Consider the following 23493-nt stretch of genomic DNA (forward strand, 5'->3'; position numbering starts at 1 on the left):
AGCGTGGCTTCGATCGACAGGTTCCCCGAAATGGTGGAAGGGCAGACGGGCGTTCCCGACTGCCAGGTCTTCGCCGAAGGGTTTTCCGGCCCGGCACGGGCGGCGATCCTGGGGGCCTCGGCCATTGCCGGCGCAGCGGGCGGCCTGGCCCTGGCCGGCGCCCCCGACATCCGGGGGGCGGCCTGGGGAGTGCTGGGCGTCTCGGCCATCGCGGGGGGCGTGCTCTCCACCTGGTCGCCCTGCGGCTATTCCTCGATCTCGCTGCTGCGGCCCACGGGACGCGGCGCGAAGGCGGTGGCCGACTGGCTGCCGACCTTCGCCATGCATGGTGCGGGCTATGCGCTGGGGGCGCTGATCCTGGGCACCGCGCTGGGCGGCATCGGGGCGATCCTGGGCTTTGCGGGCTTCGGCACGGCGGCGCTGGTGATGCTGGCGCTGGTCGGGCTGATCTACGGCGCGCATCAGCTGGATTTCCTGCGCGTGCCCTATCCGCAGCGACGGGCGCAGGTGCCCCATGACGCGCGGGTGCGGTTTTCCAAGCCGGTCGTCGGCGGCCTTTACGGGCTGGCGCTGGGGCTGGACTACATGACCTATGTGCAGACGCCGCTTTTGTACCTGATCACGCTGGCGGCGGTCCTGACCGGCAACATCCCCGAGGCCATCGCGATGATCGCGCTGTTCAACCTCGGCCGCTACCTGCCGGTCGCGGCCAGCGCCCTGCCGGTCAACGACTACCAGATCCAGGCCTGGCTGGCCCGCAACCAGGAACGCGCCGCCATGGCCGACGGGGCGATCCTCGTGGCCTTGGGCGCTGCCTTCGCGGTCGCCGCGCTGGCCTGATTTCCACCGGATTCATGACACCGGACTGCGCGGCCCCGCCCGCGCAGCCAGCACCACGCTGCCATCAATGGGAGGACAGGATGGTCGAAGCAGGCCAAAAGCCGCGGATCTTGCGCGCATCTTTCGTCGGGGCGGGGCTGACCTGCTCGCTTCTCGCCCTCAGCGCCGCCTGGGCCCAAACGCCCACCCCGGCCGAGGGCCAGCCGCCGGCGGCCGAGGCCCCTGCCGCCACTACGCCCGCGGCTGACGCCGCCCCCGCGGCGACCGGCGCAGCCCCCGCGGATGCGTCTGCAACCTCCGCGGCACCGGCCGGGGGCCAGACCCACGGCCAGCGCGCCGCCGCCGAGGCCGCCGCCGCCCTGGCCGCCGGCGAGGATGACGAGCCGGTGATCCTGGACGCGCCCGCGCCGAACAGCCGCCGGGTCTATGTCAACGACTCGGCGCACTTCGCCTCGCTGACCCAGCAGTTCGCCATCGACACGGAAGAAGGCCGGGTGATCGGCATGACCGACAGCGGCTTCCTGCCGAACCCGGTCGTTTCGGACGACGGCTCGGTCTATGCCCAGGTCAGCACCACCTATTCCCGCATCTCGCGGGGCGAGCGCGAGGATTACGTCGAGGTCTTCGACCCCGTCACCTTCAATCCCGTCGCCGACATCACGATCCCGCCCGAGGGGCACCGCTTCCTGGTCGGCACCTATCCCTGGATGTCGGCGCTGACCCCCGACAACAAGACGCTGCTCTACTATCAGTTCTCGCCCGCGCCCGCCGTCGGCGTGGTGGACCTGGAAGGCAAGGCCTTCCGCCGGATGCTGGAAGTGCCGGACTGTTATCACATCTTCCCGACTGCGGCGGACAACTTCTTCATGCATTGCCGCGACGGCAGCCTGGCGCGCGTGCAGTTCGACGCCGCAAGCGACGCCGAGCCGCAGGTCACCCATTCCGAGGTGTTCCACCCCGAGGACGAATATGTCGTGAACCACCCGGCCTATTCGCAGAAGTCCGGGCGGCTGGTCTGGCCGACCTACGAGGGCAAGATCTACCAGTTCGACCTGTCCTCGGGCGAGGCGAAGGCCCTGAACACCATCGAGGGGCTGACCGAGGAAGAGCGCGCCGACAACTGGCGGCCGGGCGGCTGGCAGCTGGTGGCCTATCACCGCCCGTCGAACCGGATCTACATGCTGGTCGATCAGCGCGCGGAATGGACCCACAAGACGCCCAGCCGCCATGTCGTCGTGATCAACGCCGACACGGGCGAGCGCATCGCGCGGCACGAACTTGGCCATGGCATCGACTCGGTCGCGGTCAGCCAGGATGACGATCCGCTGCTCTACGGTCTCTCGACCGGGGCGAAGACGCTCTACATCTACGACGCCGAGACGGGCGAGGAGCTGCGTTCCGTGAACCAGCTGGGCCATGGCCCGACGGTCATCAGCCTTTCGGACATGGGCTGAGGCGATGGTGCACGAGCTTCTTGCCAATCCCGCGCTGCTGCTGGGGGTCCGCGTCTTCCTGGCGCTGGTCTTCGCCACGGCCGCCTTGTCCAAGCTGGGCCATGCCGAGGAATTCTATGGCGTCGTCCGCAACTTCCGCATCCTGCCCGACGGGTTGTCCCGCGTGACCGCGCTGGTGCTGCCGGTGGTGGAACTCGCCGTCGCGGCGGGGCTGCTGATCGGCGCGACGGCCGTGCCTGCCGCCATCGCGGCGGCCGCGCTGCTGGCGGTCTTCGGGGCGGCCATCGCGGTCAACGTGCTGCGCGGACGGACCTGGATCGACTGCGGCTGCTTCCGCAATGGCCTCAAGCAGCAGGTCGGCTGGGCCCTGGTCGGGCGCAACGCGCTGATGGCCGGGGCGGCGCTGGCGGTGGCGGGGCTTTTGCCCGCCGCCCCCGGCCCGATGCTGCCCGAGGCGCTGGTCGGCCTGATGGCCGGGCTGACCGCCATGATGCTCTACCTCAGCGCCGCGGCGCTGGGGGGCCTGCGGGCTGCGCAAACCACCACGTCGAAAGGACGCTGACATGACCAATCTTCTGATCGTTTCCAACGTCCTGCTGTGGGTGGCCTTCCTGGGCGTCACGGTGGTGATGCTGGGGCTGATGCGCCAGGTCGGGCTGCTGCACGAGCGGTCCTCGCCCATGGGCGCGATGATCACCGACCACGGGCCGGACATCGGGGACAAGGCGCCGGAACTGGACCTCAAGGACTTCGCCGGCCGCGCCGTCAAGATCGGCGGCCCGGCGGCGGACGGGCGGCAGACCCTGCTCATGTTCACCGCGCCGACCTGCCCGGTCTGCGACAAGCTGTTCCCGATCATCAAGTCGATCGCACGGGCGGAAAAGATCTCGGTCGTGATGATCTCGGACGGCGCGCCGGAAGAACACCGCCGCTTCCTCGACAGCCATGACCTGGGCGAGATCCGCTATGTCGTCTCGGCCGAGGCGGGGATGGCCTTCCAGGTCGGCAAGATCCCCTATGGCGTCCTTCTGGACCCGCAGGGCGTCATCCGCGCCAAGGGCCTGACCAACACGCGCGAGCATCTGGAAAGCCTGCTGGAGGCCGACAAGACCGGCTTCGCCTCGCTGCAGCAGTACATCGCCCGCCGGAAGAAGGCGGCCTGACCGCCGCCATCCGCAACCCCGCAAGGAACAAGGGAGGAGACTTCGATGCTGGGGAACTTCAGGTTCGACGACATGGTCGAGAAGATGTCGCGGCGCGTGGCAGGCCGGACCAGCCGGCGCAGCGTCATCGGCAAGGTGGGCACCGTGATGCTGGGCATCGGCCTCGTGCCGCTCTTGCCGGTGGACCGCCGGGGCCGCGTCAGCCGGGCCAATGCCGCCACGCCCGAGCCGGGCGCGCCGAGCCCCCGCCAGGGCTTCACGCCGCAGGACCATGACATCCAGGCCTGCGATTACTGGCGCCACTGCTCGATCGACGGCAACGTCTGCGACTGTTCGGGCGGCTCGCTGACCAGCTGCCCGCCGGGCACCAAGCTGGCGACCGCGTCCTGGGTGGCCAGCTGCTACAACCCGACCGACGGGCAGAGCTACCTGATCGCCTATCGCGACTGCTGCGGCGCCAACGTCTCGGGCCGCTGCCCCTGCTTCAACACGGAAGGCGAGCTGCCCGTCTATCGCCCGGAATTCGGCAACGACATCATCTGGTGCTTCGGGGCCGAGGACGACGCGATGACCTATCACTGCACCATCTCTCCGATCGTCGGCCGCGCCGGCTGATCGAGAGTGCCGGAGGGGCGGCTCCCCTGCCCCTCCGGTCCTTCTGAACCCCACGGAGCCATCATGACCTTCGCCGCCAAGACCCGCACCCTGCTGACCGCCCTCGCCCTGACCGCGCTGGGCACGCAGATGGCGCTGGCCGACAAGATCTCGATCCTGACCGAAACGCCCGCCCCCGCCGCCGAGGCGCCCGCCGACGCGGTGATCGTGAACATCGCCAAGATGAAATACGAAACGCCCGAGGTCACCATCAAGCCGGGCCAGACCGTCACCTGGATCAACACCGAGGCCATGCCCCACAACGTCGCCTTCAAGGCGGGCGTGGTCGGCGACGCCAAGATGGACGGCGCGATGATGAAGAAGGACCAGTCCTACTCGATCACCTTCAACGAGGCGGGCACCTATGCTTACCACTGCACGCCCCATCCCTTCATGAAGGCCAAGGTCATCGTCGAGTGAGGTGAGAGGGCCAGCGTCGATGTGGATCCCCTATGACATCAGCGGATCGCTGAAGGCCGCCACGGCCCCCGAGACGATCCGTCTGTCGCGCGCCGACGAGACGCCCCGGCCTTTCCTCGTCGGCTTCCTGCTGCGGAACCCGGTGACGCAGGCATGGGAGCTGGACCTGGTCGCGGACCCTGCGGGGACCGAACTGGCCGAGGGCGACCTGCACCTGACGCTGCACGGCAACGAGGCCGGCAAGCTGGCCGAGGTGATCGTCCGCGTGACGGCCACCTCGGCCGCCGCCGCGCTGGAACGCGCCCATGCGGCGATGACCCGGCGGCTGCTGCGCTATGTGGTGGAAACGGGGCGCGGCATGGCCATCGCGGGCTGGCGTGTGGCCGACATGGCCCATGACGCCCGCTGGCGCTGCACCCCCTTCCGGCCCAGCGCCTTGGTGCTGAACCATGCGAGCCTTGCGCCGATGCCGGACGACCTCGCGCCGCTGGCCGAGCTGTTCCAGTCGGCCCGCGCCGCGACCGAACCCGGCGCGCGGCTGCTGGCGGCCTTCGCCCTGCTGCACGCGGCGCAGGAGGGTCACCCGGCGCTGGGCCGGGCCGATGTCGCGGGCTTCCGCGTCACCACCGAGATGTTGGTCCACGCGGGCGCCGACGACGCCTCGCTGGCGGGGCTGGACCTGCCCGGCCTGCTGGCCGCGCTGCGCCCCTTCCATGACCGGCTGGTCGGGCCGGCCGGCGTGCGGCTTCCGCTCTGCGACGACCTGCCCGCGCGGCAGCGGCTGTCGCGGATGGCGAACCTTGCCGACCTCGCCGCGCACCGGCTGCTCGCTGCCGAGATCCGGGCGCGGGCGCTTGAGACCCCGCAGCCTGCGCTGGAGCCGGCGCCATGCTGAGGGCTTCGCTCGGTCTCGGCGCGCTGGTCGCGGCGGGCTGGGCCGCCGTGGCGCTGGCTGCCATCGCTGAGCCGCCCGAGAGACGCGCGCCCGACCCCGCCCGCCTCGCCGCGCTGGGCGAGCGGCTGTTCTTCGAGACCGCGCTGTCGATGAACGGCACGCAGTCCTGCGCCACCTGCCACGACCCCGCCCGCGCCTTCACCGACCCGCGCGAGGGTCGCGCGGGCCTCGCCGTCTCGGTTGGCGACAACGGCGAATCGCACGGCGACCGCAACACGCCGACGCTTTCCTACGCGAGCTTCAGCCCCGAGTTTCACCAGACCGCATCCGGCGACTGGAAGGGCGGCCAGTTCTGGGATGGCCGAGCCGCGAACCTGCGCGAGCAGGCGGGCCAGCCGATGCTGAACCCGGTCGAGATGGCGATGCCCGACAAGCAGACCGTCGCCGCCCGCCTTTCCGCCGATCCCGGCTACCCGGCCGAGTTCGAGGCCGTCTGGGGCCCCGGCACGCTGGACGACCCTGCCCGCGCCTTCGACGCCGTGGCCGAGGCGCTGGCCGCCTATCAGCAGACCGAGGAATTCGCGCCCTTCGACTCCCGCTATGACCGCTGGCTGCGGGGCGAGGAGACGTTCACCGCGCAGGAGGAATTCGGCCACACCGTTTTCATCACTTGGAACTGCCGGCTCTGCCACATGAACCGCAAGCAGGGCGTGGCCGAGAACGAGACCTTCACCAATTTCGAATATCACAACATCGGCGTGCCGGTGAATCCCGCCGCGCGGAACGCAAGCGGGCTTGGCCCCGATCACGTGGACCTCGGGTTGTCCGCCCATCCCGGCATCGACGATCCCGCGCAGGACGGCCGCTTCAAGGTGCCGACGCTGCGGAACGTGGCCGTGACCGGCCCCTACATGCACAACGGGGTGTTCCAAGACCTGCGGACGGCGATCGTCTTCTACAACAAGTACACGAGCCGCCGTAAACACGCGAAGATCAACCCCGAGACGGGCGAGGACTGGGGCCCGCCCGAGGTCGAGGCGAATCTCTCGCTGGCCGAGCTTGAATCGGGCCTGATGGTGGACGACGCGCGGGTCGATGCGCTCGTCGCCTTCCTGGAAACGCTGACCGACCGCCGGTACGAGCCGCTGCTGGCCGAACAGAAGGCCGCCCGCGCGGCCGCGCAAGGGGACTGAACCGGCGAAACCTCGGGGAGGGTGACGATGGCCGGACCACGCAGGATCACCCGCCGCGCCGCCCTGGGCGAAGTCGCCCGCGTGGGCGGCGCGGCCTGCCTTGCCGGGCTGTCGCTGACGGCGCTGGTCAGCATGGCCAGCCGGGCCGACGCCCGGGCGCTGCGGCCTCCGGGGGCGCTGCCGGAAGATGACTTCCTATCGGCCTGCGTCCGCTGCGGCCTTTGCGTCGAGGCCTGCCCCTATGACACGCTGTCGCTGGCCGAATGGGGCGACGAGGCCGCCGTCGGCACGCCCTTCTTCACCCCGCGCGACGTCCCCTGCTTCATGTGCAAGGACGTGCCCTGCGCGCGGGCCTGCCCCACGGGCGCGCTCGACCGTGAGATCCCGGACATCCGGCAGGCCGACATGGGCGTCGCGGTGCTGGTGGGGCACGAGACCTGCCTGAACTACAAGGGCCTCAACTGCAGCATCTGCCACCGCGTCTGCCCCATCCGCAACGAGGCGATCACGCTGGAAAAGGGCGAGATCAACGGCCGTGCCGTGGTCCTGCCGGTGGTCCATTCCGACAAGTGCACCGGTTGCGGCACCTGCGAGAAGCACTGCGTCACCGGCCATGCCTCGATCCGCGTCCTGCCCCGTGATCTGGGCTTGGGCGGAGAGGGCCGCAACCGCGCCGGGCGGGCCACATGATCGGGCGGCTCGATCTCGACGCAAGGCAGCAGTCGGTCGCGGCGCGGGGCTGGTGGCGGTCGCACAAGTGGTGGCTGTTGCGGCGGACGAGCCAGATTGCGGCGATGGCCGTCTTCATGCTGGGACCTTGGGCAGGGATCTGGCTGGTACGGGGCAACTTCGCCTCCAGCGACGTCCTGGGCGTCCTGCCGCTGACCGACCCCTACATCCTGCTGCAATCCCTTGCGGCGGGACACGGGCTGGCACTGACGGCGCTGGTCGGGGCGGGGCTGATCGTCGCGCTTTACCTGATTGCCGGGGGCCGCGCCTATTGCAGTTGGGTCTGCCCGGTCAATGTCGTGACAGACAGCGCCCACTGGCTGCGGGAAAAGACCGGGCTCACGCGCGACCGCAAGCTTGATCGCCGGACGCGGGTGGTGATCCTGGCGGCGACGCTGCTCGCCGCATTCCTGACCGGCCGCATCGCGTGGGAGTTCGTCAACCCCGTCAGCATGATGCAGCGGGGGCTGATCACCGGCGTGGGTCTTGGCTGGGGACTGGTGCTGGCGGTGTTCCTGCTGGACCTGTTCGTCGCGCGCCGCGCCTGGTGCAGCCATCTCTGCCCCGTGGGCGCCTTCTACGGCGTGGTCGGACGCGCCTCGCTGACCCGCGTGGCGGCGACCCGGCGCGCGGCCTGCACCGACTGCGCCGCCTGCTTCAACATCTGCCCCGAGCCGCATGTGATCGCGCCTGCCCTGAAGGGAAAGGGCAGCCCGGTGATCCGCTCCGGCGATTGCCTGAACTGCGGGGCCTGCATCGATTCCTGCCCCGTGGACGTCTTCCGCATGACCCACCGCTTCGCGGGGGTCGAGGAGGGCGCAGCCCCCGCGCGGCGGAGGGCGGTCACACCGAGAAGGGCTCCAGCGGCAGGTCCCGCTCGGTAGCCAGCGCGCGGCATTCCTCGGCGGACATCCTGGCGAAGAAGCCGGGGATGTCATCCCCCGCAACCTCGGCCAGTCGCGCCGAGAAATGCGGCTCCAGGGCAGCGCAGGCGACAAGGCCATCGCGCAGGCGATAGATGGTGTAATCCGGCAAGGCGCCGGACAGAAGCCCGCCGTTTACCGTGATCCCGTGGCGCACCGGCGCGGCGAAGCGTTCCGCGGCCTGCCGCAGCCCGATGACGGCATGGCGCTGGGGGCGTCCCCGTTCGCGCGCCAGCAGCAGGGTGACGGCGGCGCGGGCGGCGGCCTCGGCCCCGGCCATGTCGGCGATCACCGTGCGCGGCATCCGCCCGTCCAGCAGCCCGGCCGAGGCCTGGTAGGTCAGGTCGTGGCCGGGCACGTCCGGGGCCTTCTCGTCGCCGACGATCTCGACCCAGGCGAGGCGCGGGTTGACCTGCACCAGTGCCGCTTCGGTGATCCCCAGCCGCCCCAAGGCCGAGCGGCGGTGGCTGGAGATCAGCAGGTCCGCGCCCTCCAGCAGCTCGCGGAACCGCGCCTGCCCTTCCCCGGAGCGCAGGTCCACCGTTTCGATCCGGGCGGCGCGGTTCAGCTCGGCGTACCATTGCGGCATCACGTGGCCCGTCATGTCGCCCGAGGGCGGCTCGATCTTGATCACCGCCATGCCCTGCGCGGCCAGCAGCGCGGCCGCAGCGGGGCCGGGCACGTTGGCGGCCATGCAGACGGCGGTCAGGCCAGACAGCGGCAGGTCGTCGGACATGGAAGCGGGCCTTTCCTTGCTTGGCCGCAGCTTGTCACGCCCCCGGGGCGCAAGGCAACCAAGGTCGCCCTTGCGCCCCGGGGGCAACGGTGCATCCTTCGGCGCAAACAGGGGGACGGCATGGCAGGACGGCTGGAAGGCAAGCGGATTCTCATCACGGCGGCGGGCCAGGGGATGGGCCGGGCAGCGGCGCTCGCCTGCGCAGCGGAAGGCGCGCGGGTGCTGGCAACCGACCGCGACGCGGGCCTGCTGGAGGATCTGGCCGCGCAGGGGATCGAGACGGCCGCGCTGGACGTCACCGACGCCGGGGCCGTGCGGGCGGTGGTCGGGGGTGCGGGCGACCTGGACGGGCTGTTCAACTGCGCGGGTATCGTGGTGAACGGCGCGCTTGGCGACACGGTCGAGGCCGAGTGGCACGCCAGCTTCGACGTGAACATCCACGCCATGTTTCATGTCACCCGCGCGGCCCTGCCGGGGCTTCTGCGGCGGGCCGAGGCGACAGGCGCGGCCTCGGTGGTCAACATGGCCTCGATGGCCTCGAGCGTGAAGGGTTTCGCCAACCGCTGCGCCTACGGGACGACCAAGGCGGCGGTGATCGGCTTCACCAAGTCGGTCGCCGCCGATTACGTCCGGGCGGGGCTGCGGGCCAATGCGCTGTGCCCCGGCACGGTGGACACGCCTTCGCTGCGGGGCCGGATCGCGGCGGCGGCGGACCCTGCCCAGGCCGAGCGCGACTTCATCGCCCGCCAGCCGATGGGGCGGCTGGCCCATGTGAACGATCTCGCGCCAATGGTGGTCTATCTTCTGTCCGACGAAAGCCGCTTCATGAGCGGCCAGGCGGTGGTGGTCGATGGCGGGGTCACGATCTGAGATGGACAGGCCCGACTGGATCGCCGTCGACTGGGGCACGAGCCGGCTGCGCGCCTGGGCCATGGGCGCAGACGGGCGCCCCTTGGCGCAGGCAGACTCCGCTCAGGGCATGGGCGGGCTGGCCCCGGATGCCTTCGAGCCCGCGCTGCTGGCGCTGGTCGAGCCCTGGCTCGACCCCGGCCGCGTCACGCCCGTGGTGGCCTGCGGCATGGTCGGCGCGCGCCAGGGCTGGGTCGAGGCCGCCTATCGCGCGGTCCCCTGCACGCCGCTGGGCCCGCCCCTGACGCAGGCGCCCGCGCGAGACCCGCGCATCGCCGTTTCCATCGTGCCGGGTCTGTCGCAGACCCGCCCCTCGGCCGACGTGATGCGGGGCGAGGAAACTCAGATCGCGGGCGTGCTGGCCGCCGCCCCCGACTGGGACGGCGTCATCTGCCTGCCGGGCACGCACAGCAAATGGGCCGAGGTCTCGGCGGGCGAGGTCGTCAGCTTCCGCAGCTTCCTGACGGGCGAGCTGTTCGCCTGGCTGTCCACCGGATCCGTCCTGCGGCACGGGATGGCGGGGGAAGGCTGGGACGAGGGCGCCTTTGACGGCGGGGTTTCGGACGGCATGTCCCGCCCCGAATGGCTGACCGCGCGGCTGTTCACCCTGCGGGCCGAGGGGCTGCTGGCGGAACTGCCGCCGGACGCCGCGCGGGCGCGGCTGTCGGGCCTGCTGATCGGCACGGAACTGGCGGCGGCCAGGGCCTGGTGGCTGGGGCGCGACGTGGTGATCCTGGGCGAGGGCAGGCTGGCCAGGCTTTACGCGCGGGCCTTGGGCGCGCAGGGGGCCGCCGCGCGGCAGGTCCCGGCCGAGAGCGCCGTGCTGGCGGGACTGGCCCGCGCACGGGCGCTTGCGGGCCGGGCCTGAGCTGCAACCTTGTCACCAAGGGCGCCGGTCCATGCCGTGGCCAGGGCGGATTCCTTGAACCTTACCGAATGGGCACGGCGGGCTTCGGGATCGGCGGTGTCCTTTACCGTCCCGGCCAGACGCCCGAGCAGACGGCAAGGGCGGCGGCCGGGATCGGCGCAGCCCATGCCGCCGCGATAGCGGGGCACGCTCAGTAGGTCGCCCGTCCCCCCGACAGGTCGAAGACCGCGCCGGTCGAGAAGGCGCAGTCCTCGGACGACAGCCAGGCGACCATGGCCGCCGCCTCGGCCGGTTCCAGGAAGCGCTTCATCGGGATCTTCGACAGCATGTAGTCGATATGCTCTTGGCTCATCTGGTCGAAGATGGGGGTGCGCGCAGCGGCCGGGGTCACGCAATTCACGAGGATGCCGGTTTCCGCCAGCTCCTTGCCCAGCGACTTGGTCAGCGCGATCACCCCGGCCTTGGAGGCCGAGTAATGCGCGGCATTGGGGTTGCCTTCCTTGCCCGCGACCGAAGCGATGTTGACGATGCGGCCATAGCCCCGCCCGATCATGCCGGGCACCAGCGCGCGGCAGACCACGAAAGGCGCGGTCAGGTTCACCTCCATCACCTGCCGCCAGACGGCGGGGTCGAGTTGCCAGGTGGGCGCATTGCCCCCGGTGATCCCGGCGTTGTTGACGAGGATGTCCACCGCCCCGGCCGCCTCGGCCGCGCGGGCCACGGCATCGTCGTCGCACAGATCGACCACGCGGGCGCTGACCGCACTGCCGATTTCGGCCGCCACGGCCTGGGCGGGGCCATCCTGGATGTCCCAGATCTCGACGGTGGCGCCGCTGGCGGCCAGCCGCTCGGTGATGGCGCGGCCCAGGCCCTGGGCGCCCCCGGTCACAACGGCGCGGCGGCCCGTCAGGTCGATGCGGTTCATGTCAGCTCCTTGTCGGACGGAAGAATGGGCAGGACCGGCGGCTCGGCCGGGGACAGCACGCGGTGCAGCAGGGCCAACTGCACCCGGTCGGCGCGTGCCCGATGCGCGAGATGCCCCGCATGGGCCGCGGCCACGTCGCCCGACAGCACGGCGTCGAGGATTACCCGGTGCTCGGTATCCGATGCCGTCGGCAGCGGCCGGTGCGTCAGGATCAGGCGGCGGCCGCGATATTGCAGTCCCCAGTATTCGCCGATGGTGCGCTGCAGGCGCGGGTTGCCGCACAGCCCCACCAGCGTGGAATGGAAATCGTCGTCGAGGTCCGACCAGCGGGCGATGTCGCCCTCGGCGGTGGCGCGTTCCATCTTCTGGACCAGCTGCACCAGCGCCTCGCGTGCGGCAGGCTCGACCGGGCGCGAGGCGGCCAGCGCCACCGCCCGCACCTCGAGCGCCGAGAACACGTCCAGGATGTCGCGGAAATCCACAAGCGTCAGGTCCACGACCGTGACGCCGTGGCGGGGGCGGATGCTGACCAGCCCTTCCTCGGCCAGACGGATCGCAGCCTCGCGCACGGGGGTGCGCGACAGGCCCAGAAGCGCCGCCAGTTCCGTTTCCAGCAGCGTCGTGCCGGGCGCGAGCCGCCCGGTCAGGATGCGGTAGCGCAGGTCGTGATAGGCCCGGTCACGCGCGTTCAGCCCCGTGGCCTGCGAGGGCACCGGGCGCGGCCGGGCGGCGCGGCTGATGGCGGGGCCGCCCGGTGTCATCCGGCGGCCGCGGTGTCGCGGATATGGGCGCGGATGATGTCCTGGAAGCTCGCGTCGGCCGTGAAGCCGAGTTCGCGCGCGCGGGCGGGCTCGAAGTTGCGCGGCCAGCCGGCAACGATGCCCCGGATGGTGGCGTCGGGCTCGCGCCGGATCAGGGACACGGCCTCGGGGCCCGCGACCTCGCCCAGCGCCTCGATCATCTCGCCCACGGTGACGGACAGCCCCGGCATGGTCAGGTTGCGCCGCGCGCCCAAGGTCGAGGTATCCATGGTCGCCGCATGCAGAAGGAATCCCGTGGCGGCCGCAGGGCTCGCGACCCAGTGGCGCACGTCGTCATCCACCGGCAGCACGGCCTCGATCCCCGCCAGCGGTTCTCGGATGATGCCCGAGAAGAAGCCCGAGGCCGCCTTGTTGGGCTTGCCGGGGCGCACGACAATGGTGGGCAGGCGGATGCCCACGCCGTCGAAGATGCCGCGCCGCGAATAGTCGTTGAGCAGCAGTTCCCCGATCATCTTCTGGGTGCCGTAGCTGGTCATGGGCGCGTTCAGGAACTCGTCCCCGATCGCCTCGGGGAAAGGTGCGCCGAAGACCGCGATCGACGATGTATACACCATGCGCGGATAATAGTCGTTCAAGGCGCGGATCGCCTCGAACAGGTAGCGGGTGCCGTCGAGGTTGATGCGGTAGCCCTTGTCGAAATCCGCCTCGGCCTCGCCCGAGACGATGGCGGCAAGATGGAAGATGACCTCGGGACGCTCCGCCACCAGTGCCTGGACGGTGGCGGCGTCCGAGATGTCACCGGCCCTGACATGCACATTCGTGCGGTCGGTCCCCTGAAGTTCGGCGGGCACGACGTCGAACAGCGTCAGCGCCTCGACGGTCTTGCCGCCGAGTTCACCATCCGCCAGCAGCCGCGCCGCCAGGTTGCGGCCGACCATGCCCGCCCCGCCAAGGATCAGAACCTTCATGCGTTTCCTCCACGCCCCTCGCTCATGTATACATTACGAGAGGCGCAGCGGGTTTCAAGCGCCGAGAAGGCTTCGCGCGGCCAGGTTGCGCATCAGTGCCGCCGCGCCGAAGTCCCAGGGCGGGCAATCAGTGGACAGGCGGACCGTGTTGACCAGCGCGCCCAGGCCGGGCTCGGCGATGGTCACCACGTCGCCCGCGTGATGGGTGAAGCCCTGTCCGGCTGAATCCCGGTCCTGCGTCGGCGCGAAGAGCGTGCCGAGATACAGCATGAAGCCGTCGGGATACTGGTGATGACGCCCGACCGCCTGCGCCACCAAGTCCGCGGGGTCGCGGCTGATCTGCGCCATGGACGAGGCGCCTTCCAGCACGAAGCCGTCCTGCCCTTCCACCCGCAGCGTCAGTTCGGCCCGGCGCACGTCGTCCAGCCCGTAGCTGCCATCGAACAGCCGGATGAAGGGGCCGATGGCGGCCGAGGCGTTGTTGTCCTTGGCCTTGCCCAAGAGCAGCGCGGACCGACCCTCGACGTCGCGCAGGTTCACGTCGTTGCCAAGCGTCGCGCCCTTGATGCGGCCCTGGCTGTCCACGGCCAGCACGATCTCGGGTTCCGGGTTGTTCCAGCGGCTGATCGGATGCAGCCCCACGTCCGCGCCCCAGCCGACCGAGGCCATGGGCTGGCACTTGGTGAAGATTTCCGCGTCGGGACCGATCCCGACTTCCAGATACTGCGACCACAGACCCTCGGCCTTGAGGATGCGCGCGACCTCGGCCGCGCGGTCGGACCCGGGCACGATCCCGCGCAGGTTGGCGCCGATGGCCTCGCCGACGCGGGCGCGGATGCCGGCGGCAAGGTCGGGATTGCCCGCAGCCTGCTCCTCGATCACCCGTTCCACCATCGAGGCGGCGAAGGTCACGCCGCTGGCCTTGATCGCCTGAAGATCGGCGGGCGAGAGCAGCCGCGCCGCATCGCCCGAGGCGCCGGTGGCCGCGAAATCCGCCAGCGAGCCAAGGTCCCGGCCCGCCTGCGCGTCCAGCCAGCCCAGCGGATCGTCCAGTTCCAGCAGGTCGCGCATCGTCGGCACCTCGGCCGAGGTGACATCGACCAGCCGGTCCCCGCGCCGCTCCACCAGCGCCGGGCCCATGCCCGGCAACCATGCGCGTCCGACAAAGCGGCCCTCGTCAGGCAATCCGAATTCCATGACCGCTTCCTCCCTCGCGTGTTCCGGCGCGGATGCTAGTGCAGCCGCGCGCAGTGGCAAGCGGATCAGGACGGGCCGGCGCCCTGGGTGGCGGTGTGGACGGCATAAAGCGACTGGCTGGCTGCCATGAACAGCACGTTCCGCTTGGGCCCGCCGAAGCAGAGATTGCCGCAGACCTCGGGCAGACGGATGCGGCCCAGCAGTTGCGCCTCGGGCGACCAGACCGTCACGCCGTTGTACCCGACCGCCCGTCCCGCGTTGCTGGAGGCCCAAAGGTTGCCGTTCACGTCGCAGCGCAAGCCATCGGGGGCGCATTTCACCCCGTCCACCATGCAGTCGGAAAAGACGCGCGGGTTTGACAGCACGCCATCCGCCACGTCATAGACGAAGATCTCGCCTGTGCCGCCCTGCCCGTTGTCGCCCGGCCCGGCGCCGGTGCTGGCGACGTAAAGCCGCGTGTGGTCGGGCGAGAAGCACAACCCGTTCGGGTTCGCCACCTGGTCCTGGGTGCCCACGCGGGTGATCGCGCCGTCCTGGGCGATGCGGTAGATGCCGTGGTCCATCTCGCGCACGGCCTCGCCGATCTCGGGCGGCTGGCCCAGGCGGTTGTTCAGCAGCCCGTCCGGGTTCGACCGGCCGCCGGGCGCATCGGGGGCGCCTTCGTAAAGCTGGCCGCCATAGGGCGGGTCGGTGAACCAGATGCTGCCGTCCTGATGCTCGATCACGTCGTTGGGGGAATTGAAGCGCTTGCCCTCGAAGCGATCGGCCAGGATCGTGACCGAGCCGTCCAACTCATAGCGGACGACCCGCCGCGTCAGGTGTTCGCAGGACAACTGCCGCCCCTGCCGGTCGAAGCTGTTGCCGTTCGAGTTGTTGGAGGGCGCCCGGAAGACGCTGACATGGCCGTCATCCTCGAGCCAGCGCATCTGCCTGTTGTTGGGAATGTCCGACCAGACAAGGAACTTGCCGACGCCGTTCCAGGCCGGCCCCTCGGACCAGAGCGCCCCGGTCCAGAGCCGCCGGATCGGCGCGTTGGGCTGGGCGAGCCCGTTGAACGAAGGGTCCACGGCGATCACGTCGGGGTCCCAGAAATAGACGTTCGGGGCCGCGTCGGGGGCAAAGCTGCGCGGCGGCGTGGTGACGGTGCTGGGCGGCTCGGGCGTCTGGGCGGCCTGCGCCAGCACCATCTGCGGCGCGACCATCGCCGCCGCGGCCCCAAGGCCGATGCTGCGCAGCGACTGGCGCCGGCTCATCCCCTGCGATGGCGGGACCGGCATGGCATCGGGCAGGGCAGGATCGTCATGGATCAGCATCGTCACCTCCTCGTTGAGTCATGCGGTGCCGGGTGGCCCGCTTTACAGGGCTTTTCGAAATGGTATACCAGAATCATGCCCCGGTAAATCGCAAGGGCGATCCACCAGCCAGGAGACGCTCATGGGTGACACGCGCGCCAACAAACGCTTCCGCAGCCAGGAATGGTTCGACAATCCGAACAACCCCGGCATGACGGCGCTGTATCTGGAACGCTACCAGAACAGCACCTTCACCCGCGAAGAGCTGACGTCCGAGCGCCCGATCATCGGCATCGCCCAGACGGGCAGCGACATTTCCCCCTGCAACAAGATCCACGTCTTTCTGATGGACCGGATCAAGGCGGGCATCCGCGACGCGGGCGGCATCCCGATGGAATTTCCGGTCCACCCGATCCAGGAAACCGGCAAGCGGCCCACGGCTGCGCTGGACCGCAACCTCGCCTATCTGAGCCTCGTCGAGGTGCTGCACGGCTATCCCATCGACGGGGTCGTGCTGACCACCGGCTGCGACAAGACCACCCCCGCGATGCTGATGGGGGCGGCCACCGTGGACATTCCCGCGATCACGCTGAACGGGGGGCCGATGCTGGACGGCTGGTGGCAGGGCCGCCGCGCGGGGTCCGGCACCATCGTGTGGGAAAGCCGCCGCCTGCTGGCCGAAGGCAAGATCGACTATCCCGAGTTCATCGAGCGCGTCTGCGCCTCGGCCCCCAGCCTGGGCCATTGCAACACCATGGGCACCGCCTCGACCATGAACGCGATGGCGGAAGCGTTGGGCATGTCCCTGCCCGGCTGCTCGGCCATCCCCGCGCCCTTCCGCGAACGGATGAGCATGGCCTACCAGACCGGCCGCCGGATCGTGCAGATGGTGCTGGACGACCTCAAGCCCTCGGACATCCTGACGCGCGAGGCCTTCGAGAACGCGATCCGCGTCAACACCGCCATCGGCGGCTCAACCAACGCGCCGCCGCATCTGCAGGCCATCGCGCGCCATGCCGGGGTGGAACTGGACGTCAAGGACTGGGAAACCGTCGGCTTCGACCTGCCGTTGCTGGTGAACATGCAGCCTGCCGGGGAATACCTGGGCGAAAGCTTCTTCCATGCGGGCGGCGTCGCGGCCGTCATGGGCGAGCTGCAGGAAGCGGGCCTTCTGCACGAAGGCGCCATGACCGTCACCGGCAAGCCCGTGGGAGAGAATATCGCCAGGCACCGGTCCACCGACCACAAGGTGATCCGCCCCGTGGGCCAGCCCCTGCGGGAAAAGGCGGGCTTCCTGGTCCTGTCGGGCAACCTCTTCGACAGCGCCCTGATGAAGACCAGCGTGATCTCGAAGGACTTCCACGACCGCTTCCTGTCGGACGAGGGCCGCGAGGGCATCCACGAAGCCCGCGCCATCGTCTTCGAGGGCCCCGAGGATTACCACGAGCGCATCAACGACTCTGCTCTCGCGATCGACGAACATTGCATGCTGTTCATCCGCAACGTGGGCTGCGTGGGCTATCCCGGATCGGCCGAGGTCGTGAACATGCAGCCGCCGGACGCGGTGCTGAAGGCCGGGATCAACCACCTGCCCACGGTGGGCGACGGGCGGCAGTCGGGAACCTCCGAAAGCCCCTCGATCCTGAACGCCACGCCCGAGGCGGCGGTGGGCGGCGGCCTTGCCCTGCTGCAGACAGGCGACCGGGTGCGGCTGGATCTGAACGCCCGCCGGCTGGACGCGCTAGTGGACGAGGCCGAATGGCAGGCCCGGCGCGACGCCTGGACCCCGCCCGAACTGGTCAACCAGACCCCTTGGCAGGAAATCTATCGCAAGACCGTGGGCCAGCTGGCGCAGGGCGGCTGCATCGAGCTTGCCACCGCCTATCGCCGCGTGGCGCAGTCGCTGCCGCGCGACAACCACTAGGCGGCACCTCCACAAGAAAAAGGGACAGGGCATGGACAGGACTATCCTCATCACCGGGGCCGGCAGCGGCATCGGCCGGGTCACGGCGCGGACCTTTCTGGACGCCGGCTGGCGCGTGGGCCTGATCGGCCGACGCGAGGAAAGCCTGCGCGAGACGGCGGGCGACAGCGCGGCGCTGGTCCTGCCCTGCGATGTCTGCGACGCGGACGCGGTGGACGCGGCCTTCGACCGGGCCGTGGCCGAATGGGGCCGGGTGGACGTGCTGTTCAACAACGCGGGCACCGGGCTGGTGCCCCAGACCCCCGACGAGATCCCGGCGGACGAGTTCCGCCGCGTGATCGACGTGAACGTCAACGGCGTCTTCATCTGCGCCCGCGCGGCCTTCCGCGTGATGCGGGCACAAAAGCCGCAGGGCGGGCGGATCATCAACAACGGCTCGGTGTCCGCGCACGCGCCGCGTCCGGGGTCCATCGGCTACACGGCCTCGAAGCACGCGGTGACGGGGATCACGCGCTCGATCAGCCTCGACGGGCGACCCTTCAACATCGCCTGCGGCCAGATCGACATCGGCAATGCGCTGACCGACATGGCGGTGGCGATGACCAAGGGGGTGCCGCAGGCGGATGGCTCGACACGGGTCGAGCCCGTGATGGACGCGCAGGTGGTGGCGGACACGGTGCTGCACATGGCCTCGCTGCCCGACGGCGCGAATGTCCAGTTCGTCACCGTCATGGCGACCAACATGCCCTTCATCGGGCGCGGGTGATGTCGCTGAAGCTCTTCGACCTGACCGGTCGGCGCGCGCTGGTCACGGGCTCGTCCCAGGGGATCGGCTTTGCGCTGGCCCGCGGCCTTGCCGAGGCGGGCGCGGCGCCCGTGCTGAACGGGCGCGATCCGGCGCGGCTGAACGCGGCGGCCGAGGCGCTGCGGGACGAGGGCTTCCGCGTTGAAACCCTCCCCTTCGATGTGACCGACCACGCCGCCGCCCGCGCGGCGGTGGACCGCTTCGAGGCCGAGACCGGCCCCATCGACATCCTGATCAACAACGCGGGCATCCAGCACCGCGCCCCGCTGGAAGAGTTTCCCGCCGACGCCTTCCAGCGCCTCTTGCAGACCAACGTCGCCAGCGTCTTCAACGTGGCGCAGGCCTGCGCGCGGCACATGATCGCGCGGGGACGCGGGCATATCGTCAACATCTGCTCGGTGCAAAGCGCGCTGGCCCGCCCCGGCATCGCACCCTACACGGCGACCAAGGGGGCGGTGGCGAACCTGACCAAGGGCATGGCCACCGACTGGGCGCGGCACGGGTTGAACTGCAACGGTCTCGCGCCCGGCTATTTCGACACGCCCCTGAACGCCGCGCTGGTGGCGGACCCGGCCTTCAGCGACTGGCTCTGCCGCCGCACCCCGGCGGGCCGCTGGGGCCGGGTCGAGGAACTGGTCGGCGCCGCGATCTTCCTGTCCTCGGACGCGGCATCCTTCGTGAACGGCACCGTCGTCTATGTGGACGGCGGCATCACCGCCTCGCTGTGAAAGGGATTGCCATGCGGGACCTGAAGCGGCGGAACTTTCAGGCGGTGCCGTCGGACCGGCCCGCCCCGATCCCGGTCAACTGATGTCTGACCCTGCGCCCGAGCCCGCCACCTTTCCGGCCGCCATCGCCGGGCGGCTCCGGCGCGAGATCCTGACGGGCGTCCTGCCCCCCGGCAGCCCGATCAAGGAACGCGACCATGCCGAGCGGCTGGGCGTCAGCCGCACGCCGCTGCGCGAGGCGGTCCGCATCCTGGCAAAGGAGGGGCTGGTCACGCTGCGCCCCCTGCGCAGCCCGCTGGTGGCCGACCCCACCCGCGACGAGGCGCTGGACGAGGTCGCCGTGCTGCGCCAGCTGGAACTCTTCGGGGCCGACCTTGCCTGCCGGAACGCCACCGGCGACGAGATCGCCGCCATCGCCCGCCTCAGCGAGACGGTCGAGCGCAACCACGCGGGCGGCGATGCGGTCGAGGTCTTCGACCTGGACATGCAGATGCACCGGCTGATCGTGGCGGCGGGGCACAATGCGGCGCTGGCCCGGACGCACGGCGAATACCTCGCGCGCCTGTGGCGCATCCGCTTCATGTCGGCGCGGCAGCGCGCGGATGCCGACCGCGTGCTGGCTGATCATCGCGGCATGGTCGCGGCACTGGCCGCACGGGACGCCGGGGCGATGCGGCGGCACATGGAAAGCCACCTCGACGGGCTGGTGCGCAACGTCGAGCGCCACTTCGCCGAAGCCAGCCCCTAGACCTCGATCCATGCGCCCCGCGCCCCGATCACCCACAGGGTGAGGCGATGGCCCGCGTACAGGACGGCAAGAGTGGCCCCTTGGGGAACACCGCTATTCCTTGACCGCCCCCGTCATGGACGAGACGTAGTAGTCCACGAAGAAGGAGTACAGGATGACCACCGGCAGCGAGCCCAGCAGCGCCCCGCTCATCAGCGCGCCCCATTCGTAGATGTCGCCCCGCACCAGTTCCGTCAGCACCCCCACCGGCACGGTCTTGTTTTCCGAACTGGAGATAAAGGTCAGCGCATAGATGAACTCGTTCCAGGACAGCGTGAAGGCGAAGATCCCGGCCGAGATCAACCCCGGTACCGCCAGCGGCAGGACGATCTTGGTCAGGATCTGCCAGCGGCTCGCCCCGTCCACCAGCGCGGATTCCTCAAGCTCGTAGGGGATCGACCGGAAATAGCCCATCAGCAGCCAGGTGCAGAAGGGAATCAGGAAGGTCGGATAGGTCAGGATCAGCGCCAGCCGCGAGTCGAAGATGCCGACCTGGAAGACGATGAAGGCCAAGGGGATGAACAGGATCGAGGGCGGCACGAGATAGGCCAGGAAGATCATCAACCCCGTGATCCGCGAGCCCTTGAAGCGCAGCCGCTCGATCGCGTAGGCCGCGAAGACCGAGGCCACCAGCGAGATCGTGGTCGAGGCGACCGACACGATGATCGTGTTCCACATCCAGCGCGGATAGGTCGTCTCGAACAGCAGGTAGCGCATGTGCTCAAGCGTCGGGCCGACCACCCAGAAGGGGCTGTGGTTGGCGTAGTCCGTCAGCTGGTTGTCCGGCTTCACCGCCGTGATCGCCATCCAGTAGAACGGGAACAGCAGCACGAAGACAAAGACGAACAGCGGCAGCCAGACGGTCAGGATGCGCCGGGCCAGGCTTTCATACTGGTCGAGGCCGACGGCATGGTCTTCGGTTTGCGCCATTTCGGCCTCCTCAATCGTTGCCCTGCTGCCAGCGGCGGCGCTGCAGCCCGAAGAAGCTGAACAGGATCGCCGCCAGCAGGAAGGGGATCATCGCCACCGCGATCGCCGCGCCCTCGCCCAGCTGGCCGCCGGGGATCGCGCGCTGGAAGGACAGCGTCGCCATCAGGTGCGTGGCGTTCACCGGGCCGCCGCGCGTCAGGACGTAGATCAGCTGGAAGTCGGTGAAGGTGAACAGCACCGAGAAGGTCATCACCACCGCGATGATCGGCGTCAGCAGCGGCAGCGTGACCTTGGTGAAGCGCTGCCAGCTTGTCGCGCCGTCGATGGCCGCGGCCTCGTTCAGCGACTGCGGGATGGTCTGCAGCCCCGCCAGCAGCGAGATCGCCACGAAGGGGATGCCGCGCCAGATGTTGGCCGCGATCACCGACCAGCGCGCGTTCCACGGGTCGCCCAGGAAGTTGATGGGCTGGTTGATGATCCCCAGCTGCATCAGCGTCCAGGAAATGATCGAGAACTGGCTGTCGAAGATCCACCAGAAGGCCATGGCCGACAGCACCGTGGGCACGACCCAGGGCAGCAGGATGATGGCGCGGAAGAAGTTCTTGAACGGCAGGTGCCGGTTCAGCAGCAGCGCGAGCCACAGGCCCAGCGCGAATTTCGCGATCGAGGCGAAGGCCGTGTAGAAGATCGTGTTGAACACCGCCAGCCAGAAGACCGGGTCGTCGAAGAGCCACTGGTAGTTTTCCAGGCCGACAAAGATGCCGGGCCGCCCGATCTTGGTGTCGGTGAAGCCCAGCCAGACCCCCAGTCCCAGCGGATAGGTCAGGAAGAACAGCAGGAAGATCGCCGCGGGCAGCATGAACAGGAAGCCCAGGCCATTGCGGCTTTCGGACAGGCGGCCAAGGCGGCGCCTGCGGGGCGCCTGTGTTTCAAGCGTGGCGGTCATGGTCCCTCCTGAAAGGAAGGGGCCGGCGGTTCAGGCCCGCCGACCCCGGGGGATCAGCGGTAGTAGCGCTGCAGGCGCCGTTCGGCGTTGGCGATGGCGTCCTCGGTCGAGCGCTGGCCTGTCACGGCCTCGGCGAACATGTCCACCAGCACATAGTCGGCCATGGCCCCTGCCGATGCCGGCCCCAGCGGCCCGGCATAGCCGTTCACCCGCAGCGACTGCGACGCCTTGGCATAGGGCGCGTGGATCGGGTTCGAGGTCCAGACCGGGTTCGCCTCGAACTCGCGCAGCGACTGGCAGCAGTAGGCGCTGGCCGCCTCCAGCCAGCGGTTCATGTTCTCGGACCGGAACATGAATTCCAGGTAGGCCTTGGCCGCGTTCGGGAACTTGCAGTGGTTGAAGATCGAGATCGTCGAGGTCTGGTGCAGCTCGACCGACTGCCCGACAGGGCCGATGGGCAGGTTCACCGTGCGGATGTCCTGCGCGATCTCGGCCATCGCCGGGTCCTTCATCGCGGCGTAATAAAGCGAGACGCCGTTGGCGGTCAGCGACACCTCTCCGGCCAGGAAGGCGCGGTTGTTGTTGATGTCCAGCCAGCTTTCCGTGCCCGGGATGAAGGTCGCGTAAAGCTGCTTGGCATATTCGATCGCGGCCGCCGTCTCGGGGCTGTTGATGACGACCTCGCCGGCCTCGTTGACGGTCTGGCCGCCGTGCGACCACAGAAGCCAGTGGGCATAGTTGTTGCCGTCGCCCACCGCCTTGCCGTGGGGGAAGCCCGCCGGCGTGCCCTTTTCCTTCAGTGCCTGGCAGAGCTTCAGGAAGCCGGCGGTATCGTTCGGGAACTCATTGAAACCTGCAGCCTTCATGTGGCTGTCGCGGTAGCAGATCGCGTTGCCGATGGCGCAAAGGGGCGTCGAGATCCACTTGCCGTCCTGCTGGCCATAGGCCGCAAGCCCCTCGTAGAAGCCGCCGTGGCGTTCCGACAGCATGGTGCAGAGGTCGGTCACGTCCACCAGCTTGTCGGGATACTGGAAGGGGTCGTCGAACCAGCTCATCACCATGTCGGGGCCGGTGCCCACGTTGGCGGCCACGGCGGCCTTGGGACGCACGTCCTCCCAGCTTTCCTGGTCGATGGTGACCTGCACGCCGGTGGCCTCGGTGAAGGCCTGGGTGTTGGCGTTCCAGGCGTCCTCCTCGCCCTTGACGAAGGGCACCCAGCGCAGCAGGCGCAGGGACGCGCCCTCCTCGGGGGTGAACATGGCGGCGCCGGTTGGGGCTGCCGCTTGGGCGGCGGCGCGGCGGGCGCCGAAGGGGCCGATCAGGGCGCCGGCGGCAGCCATCGCGGCCGTGCCCTTGAGCAGCGTTCTGCGGTCGATGGTCATTCACTCTCCTCCTCTGTCGTCCCCTTGGCGCAGGCTCCTCTTCCGGCGCGGCGGGGTTGTTATG

The 23493-nt window shown here is 69.7% G+C and carries 25 protein-coding genes; 16 read left to right on the plus strand and 9 right to left on the minus strand.

What is annotated here, in order from left to right:
* Positions 1-3: 3 nt before the first annotated feature.
* The 10 genes from BLQ03_RS01690 to napH all read left to right on the plus strand — a co-directional run bounded on the left by BLQ03_RS01690 (position 4) and on the right by napH (position 8232).
* On the plus strand, positions 4-840 hold the full coding sequence (locus BLQ03_RS01690; RefSeq protein ID WP_139166599.1) for a methylamine utilization protein MauF: 837 nt from the start codon (positions 4-6) through the stop codon (positions 838-840).
* A 110-nt stretch (positions 841-950) separates the two neighbouring features.
* The gene (gene mauB, locus BLQ03_RS01695) at positions 951-2294 is read left to right on the plus strand and encodes a methylamine dehydrogenase (amicyanin) large subunit (protein WP_245688632.1); all 1344 of its coding nucleotides are present in this window, start codon (positions 951-953) and stop codon (positions 2292-2294) included.
* A gap of 4 nt (positions 2295-2298) precedes the next feature.
* A complete protein-coding gene (locus tag BLQ03_RS01700; RefSeq protein ID WP_090752016.1) occupies positions 2299-2856 on the plus strand; it encodes a MauE/DoxX family redox-associated membrane protein in 558 nt (185 codons plus the stop codon).
* Position 2857: 1 nt separating this feature from the next.
* Complete coding sequence (gene mauD, locus BLQ03_RS01705; RefSeq protein ID WP_090752018.1) at positions 2858-3457, plus strand: methylamine dehydrogenase accessory protein MauD; 600 nt, start codon at positions 2858-2860, stop codon at positions 3455-3457.
* Between the two features lie 45 nt (positions 3458-3502).
* Entirely contained in the window at positions 3503-4072 is a 570-nt protein-coding gene (gene mauA / locus BLQ03_RS01710) for a methylamine dehydrogenase (amicyanin) small subunit (protein WP_090752020.1), read from the plus strand.
* Between the two features lie 63 nt (positions 4073-4135).
* A complete protein-coding gene (locus tag BLQ03_RS01715; protein WP_090752023.1) occupies positions 4136-4531 on the plus strand; it encodes an amicyanin in 396 nt (131 codons plus the stop codon).
* 19 nt (positions 4532-4550) lie between these two features.
* Positions 4551-5426 carry a methylamine utilization protein MauJ gene (locus BLQ03_RS01720; RefSeq protein WP_090752025.1) on the plus strand — a complete coding sequence of 292 codons (876 nt, stop codon included), beginning with the start codon at positions 4551-4553 and terminating at the stop codon, positions 5424-5426.
* Entirely contained in the window at positions 5420-6619 is a 1200-nt protein-coding gene (locus tag BLQ03_RS01725; RefSeq protein WP_090752027.1) for a cytochrome-c peroxidase, read from the plus strand. The genes BLQ03_RS01720 and BLQ03_RS01725 overlap by 7 nt, the downstream gene beginning before the upstream one ends.
* A gap of 27 nt (positions 6620-6646) precedes the next feature.
* A complete protein-coding gene (gene napG / locus BLQ03_RS01730; protein ID WP_090752029.1) occupies positions 6647-7309 on the plus strand; it encodes a ferredoxin-type protein NapG in 663 nt (220 codons plus the stop codon).
* Positions 7306-8232, plus strand: a complete 927-nt coding sequence (gene napH / locus BLQ03_RS01735) for a quinol dehydrogenase ferredoxin subunit NapH (RefSeq protein WP_090752031.1) — start codon at positions 7306-7308, stop codon at positions 8230-8232. Before napG ends, napH begins: the two co-directional genes overlap by 4 nt.
* Here napH and BLQ03_RS01740 read toward each other — a convergent pair.
* Positions 8192-9007, minus strand: a complete 816-nt coding sequence (locus BLQ03_RS01740; protein ID WP_090752034.1) for a CoA transferase — start codon at positions 9005-9007, stop codon at positions 8192-8194. The two genes, napH and BLQ03_RS01740, sit on opposite strands and share 41 nt — an antisense overlap.
* 120 nt (positions 9008-9127) lie before the next feature.
* Between BLQ03_RS01740 and BLQ03_RS01745 the strand changes: the two genes are divergently transcribed.
* Both BLQ03_RS01745 and BLQ03_RS01750 read left to right on the plus strand, forming a co-directional pair.
* Positions 9128-9877 carry an SDR family oxidoreductase gene (locus tag BLQ03_RS01745; protein WP_090752036.1) on the plus strand — a complete coding sequence of 250 codons (750 nt, stop codon included), beginning with the start codon at positions 9128-9130 and terminating at the stop codon, positions 9875-9877.
* A 1-nt stretch (position 9878) separates the two neighbouring features.
* Positions 9879-10784, plus strand: coding sequence for a 2-dehydro-3-deoxygalactonokinase (locus BLQ03_RS01750; RefSeq protein WP_090752038.1), 906 nt, complete (start codon positions 9879-9881; stop codon positions 10782-10784).
* A gap of 190 nt (positions 10785-10974) precedes the next feature.
* Here BLQ03_RS01750 and BLQ03_RS01755 read toward each other — a convergent pair whose 3' ends face one another.
* The 5 genes from BLQ03_RS01755 to BLQ03_RS01775 form a co-directional block, all read right to left on the minus strand.
* Entirely contained in the window at positions 10975-11709 is a 735-nt protein-coding gene (locus BLQ03_RS01755; RefSeq protein WP_090752040.1) for an SDR family oxidoreductase, read from the minus strand.
* A complete protein-coding gene (locus BLQ03_RS01760) occupies positions 11706-12470 on the minus strand; it encodes a GntR family transcriptional regulator (protein WP_090752042.1) in 765 nt (254 codons plus the stop codon). Before BLQ03_RS01760 ends, BLQ03_RS01755 begins: the two co-directional genes overlap by 4 nt.
* The gene (gene denD, locus BLQ03_RS01765) at positions 12467-13438 is read right to left on the minus strand and encodes a D-erythronate dehydrogenase (RefSeq protein WP_090752044.1); all 972 of its coding nucleotides are present in this window, start codon (positions 13436-13438) and stop codon (positions 12467-12469) included. The genes BLQ03_RS01760 and denD overlap by 4 nt, the downstream gene beginning before the upstream one ends.
* Before the next feature lie 54 nt (positions 13439-13492).
* Positions 13493-14635 (minus strand): fumarylacetoacetate hydrolase family protein, encoded by a 1143-nt coding sequence (locus BLQ03_RS01770; protein WP_090752046.1) that lies wholly within the window; start codon positions 14633-14635, stop codon positions 13493-13495.
* Between the two features lie 65 nt (positions 14636-14700).
* The gene (locus tag BLQ03_RS01775) at positions 14701-15948 is read right to left on the minus strand and encodes an SMP-30/gluconolactonase/LRE family protein (protein ID WP_245688633.1); all 1248 of its coding nucleotides are present in this window, start codon (positions 15946-15948) and stop codon (positions 14701-14703) included.
* A 121-nt stretch (positions 15949-16069) separates the two neighbouring features.
* On the opposite strand from BLQ03_RS01775, the gene BLQ03_RS01780 reads away from it, so the two are divergent.
* The 4 genes from BLQ03_RS01780 (at position 16070) to BLQ03_RS01795 (ending at position 20132) form a co-directional block, all read left to right on the plus strand.
* Positions 16070-17851, plus strand: a complete 1782-nt coding sequence (locus BLQ03_RS01780; protein ID WP_090752048.1) for an IlvD/Edd family dehydratase — start codon at positions 16070-16072, stop codon at positions 17849-17851.
* A 31-nt stretch (positions 17852-17882) separates the two neighbouring features.
* Entirely contained in the window at positions 17883-18617 is a 735-nt protein-coding gene (locus BLQ03_RS01785) for an SDR family oxidoreductase (RefSeq protein ID WP_090752051.1), read from the plus strand.
* Positions 18617-19384, plus strand: coding sequence for an SDR family oxidoreductase (locus tag BLQ03_RS01790; protein ID WP_090752053.1), 768 nt, complete (start codon positions 18617-18619; stop codon positions 19382-19384). Before BLQ03_RS01785 ends, BLQ03_RS01790 begins: the two co-directional genes overlap by 1 nt.
* A gap of 82 nt (positions 19385-19466) precedes the next feature.
* Positions 19467-20132: a GntR family transcriptional regulator gene (locus tag BLQ03_RS01795; RefSeq protein WP_175558736.1), complete on the plus strand. Its 666-nt coding sequence runs from the start codon at positions 19467-19469 to the stop codon at positions 20130-20132.
* 93 nt (positions 20133-20225) lie between these two features.
* On the opposite strand, the gene BLQ03_RS01800 is transcribed toward BLQ03_RS01795, so the two are convergent.
* Genes BLQ03_RS01800 through BLQ03_RS01810 form a run of 3 tightly spaced genes read right to left on the minus strand, consistent with a single transcriptional unit; the run spans position 20226 to position 23429 of the window.
* Entirely contained in the window at positions 20226-21101 is an 876-nt protein-coding gene (locus BLQ03_RS01800) for a carbohydrate ABC transporter permease (protein ID WP_090752056.1), read from the minus strand.
* Positions 21102-21111: 10 nt separating this feature from the next.
* A complete protein-coding gene (locus tag BLQ03_RS01805; RefSeq protein WP_090752058.1) occupies positions 21112-22047 on the minus strand; it encodes a carbohydrate ABC transporter permease in 936 nt (311 codons plus the stop codon).
* A gap of 53 nt (positions 22048-22100) precedes the next feature.
* Positions 22101-23429 (minus strand): ABC transporter substrate-binding protein, encoded by a 1329-nt coding sequence (locus BLQ03_RS01810; protein ID WP_090752059.1) that lies wholly within the window; start codon positions 23427-23429, stop codon positions 22101-22103.
* Positions 23430-23493: the final 64 nt, after the last annotated feature.

It is taken from the genome of Paracoccus chinensis (assembly GCF_900102885.1).
Taxonomy (GTDB): domain Bacteria; phylum Pseudomonadota; class Alphaproteobacteria; order Rhodobacterales; family Rhodobacteraceae; genus Paracoccus; species Paracoccus chinensis.

What these genes read in the sequence shown, in the direction of transcription:
- BLQ03_RS01760 (WP_090752042.1), bottom strand. Translation starts at nt 12,470, where the DNA reads ATGACACCGGGCGGCCCCGCCATCAGCCGCGCCGCCCGGCCGCGCCCG.
- napG (WP_090752029.1), top strand. Translation starts at nt 6,647, where the DNA reads ATGGCCGGACCACGCAGGATCACCCGCCGCGCCGCCCTGGGCGAAGTC.
- BLQ03_RS01800 (WP_090752056.1), bottom strand. Translation starts at nt 21,101, where the DNA reads ATGGCGCAAACCGAAGACCATGCCGTCGGCCTCGACCAGTATGAAAGC.
- BLQ03_RS01805 (WP_090752058.1), bottom strand. Translation starts at nt 22,047, where the DNA reads ATGACCGCCACGCTTGAAACACAGGCGCCCCGCAGGCGCCGCCTTGGC.
- BLQ03_RS01775 (WP_245688633.1), bottom strand. Translation starts at nt 15,948, where the DNA reads ATGCTGATCCATGACGATCCTGCCCTGCCCGATGCCATGCCGGTCCCG.
- BLQ03_RS01750 (WP_090752038.1), top strand. Translation starts at nt 9,879, where the DNA reads ATGGACAGGCCCGACTGGATCGCCGTCGACTGGGGCACGAGCCGGCTG.
- BLQ03_RS01700 (WP_090752016.1), top strand. Translation starts at nt 2,299, where the DNA reads ATGGTGCACGAGCTTCTTGCCAATCCCGCGCTGCTGCTGGGGGTCCGC.
- BLQ03_RS01755 (WP_090752040.1), bottom strand. Translation starts at nt 11,709, where the DNA reads ATGAACCGCATCGACCTGACGGGCCGCCGCGCCGTTGTGACCGGGGGC.
- napH (WP_090752031.1), top strand. Translation starts at nt 7,306, where the DNA reads ATGATCGGGCGGCTCGATCTCGACGCAAGGCAGCAGTCGGTCGCGGCG.
- mauA (WP_090752020.1), top strand. Translation starts at nt 3,503, where the DNA reads ATGCTGGGGAACTTCAGGTTCGACGACATGGTCGAGAAGATGTCGCGG.
- BLQ03_RS01720 (WP_090752025.1), top strand. Translation starts at nt 4,551, where the DNA reads ATGTGGATCCCCTATGACATCAGCGGATCGCTGAAGGCCGCCACGGCC.
- BLQ03_RS01740 (WP_090752034.1), bottom strand. Translation starts at nt 9,007, where the DNA reads ATGTCCGACGACCTGCCGCTGTCTGGCCTGACCGCCGTCTGCATGGCC.
- mauD (WP_090752018.1), top strand. Translation starts at nt 2,858, where the DNA reads ATGACCAATCTTCTGATCGTTTCCAACGTCCTGCTGTGGGTGGCCTTC.
- BLQ03_RS01795 (WP_175558736.1), top strand. Translation starts at nt 19,467, where the DNA reads ATGTCTGACCCTGCGCCCGAGCCCGCCACCTTTCCGGCCGCCATCGCC.
- BLQ03_RS01810 (WP_090752059.1), bottom strand. Translation starts at nt 23,429, where the DNA reads ATGACCATCGACCGCAGAACGCTGCTCAAGGGCACGGCCGCGATGGCT.
- BLQ03_RS01745 (WP_090752036.1), top strand. Translation starts at nt 9,128, where the DNA reads ATGGCAGGACGGCTGGAAGGCAAGCGGATTCTCATCACGGCGGCGGGC.
- BLQ03_RS01715 (WP_090752023.1), top strand. Translation starts at nt 4,136, where the DNA reads ATGACCTTCGCCGCCAAGACCCGCACCCTGCTGACCGCCCTCGCCCTG.
- BLQ03_RS01770 (WP_090752046.1), bottom strand. Translation starts at nt 14,635, where the DNA reads ATGGAATTCGGATTGCCTGACGAGGGCCGCTTTGTCGGACGCGCATGG.
- BLQ03_RS01780 (WP_090752048.1), top strand. Translation starts at nt 16,070, where the DNA reads ATGGGTGACACGCGCGCCAACAAACGCTTCCGCAGCCAGGAATGGTTC.
- BLQ03_RS01725 (WP_090752027.1), top strand. Translation starts at nt 5,420, where the DNA reads ATGCTGAGGGCTTCGCTCGGTCTCGGCGCGCTGGTCGCGGCGGGCTGG.
- denD (WP_090752044.1), bottom strand. Translation starts at nt 13,438, where the DNA reads ATGAAGGTTCTGATCCTTGGCGGGGCGGGCATGGTCGGCCGCAACCTG.
- BLQ03_RS01790 (WP_090752053.1), top strand. Translation starts at nt 18,617, where the DNA reads ATGTCGCTGAAGCTCTTCGACCTGACCGGTCGGCGCGCGCTGGTCACG.
- BLQ03_RS01785 (WP_090752051.1), top strand. Translation starts at nt 17,883, where the DNA reads ATGGACAGGACTATCCTCATCACCGGGGCCGGCAGCGGCATCGGCCGG.